Annotated in this window: 1 protein-coding gene; it reads left to right on the forward strand. The window is 40.4% G+C overall.

Going from position 1 to position 596, the window contains the following annotated elements; all coding sequences use genetic code 11:
* The coding region (locus ACFIJ7_RS09785) for a tyrosine-type recombinase/integrase (protein ID WP_375645218.1) at positions 1-596 on the forward strand (596 nt) is incomplete at both ends.

Raw genomic sequence — 596 nt, forward strand, 5'->3', positions numbered from 1 at the left:
GGTAATTTACCTATAGAAAAATTAACAGCCAATATCATTCGCAATGTTCTCGCGCCCCTTTGGCATGAAAAAGCAGATACAGCGCGAAAAGCACTTAACCGTATCAATATTTGTTTGAAATATGCTGCGGCTCTTGGTTTAGATGTTGATCTACAGGCTTGTATGAAGGCACGCGCGCTTTTAGGAAAACCACGTGCGACATCAACAAATATTCCTGCTATGCCATGGCAAGAAGTGCCGGTTTTTTATCAAAGCTTGGATGATAAGATCCTTTCAAATTTAGCACTGAAGTTATTGATTTTGACAGGCGCACGGTCATATCCATTGCGCTATTTGCGCCTTGAACAAATAGATAAAAATATATGGACGATACCAAAAGAAAACATGAAAGGTATTGTAGGGAAAGTTTCAGACTTTCGCGTGCCACTAAGTGATGAAGCTTTGAGAGTTATTGAAAAAACTCTCCCCTTTGAAAAGAATGGTTTTCTCTTTTCTGGTCTTAGAGGCAACCCCATTTCTGATGCCACCATGGCAAAGTATATGACAGTTTGTGGTTTGACTTATCGTCCCCATGGTTTTCGTTCAAGCTTACGGGA

This window comes from Bartonella sp. MR100HLJHH (genome assembly GCF_042194215.1).
In the GTDB taxonomy this organism is placed as follows: Bacteria; Pseudomonadota; Alphaproteobacteria; order Rhizobiales; family Rhizobiaceae; genus Bartonella; species Bartonella grahamii.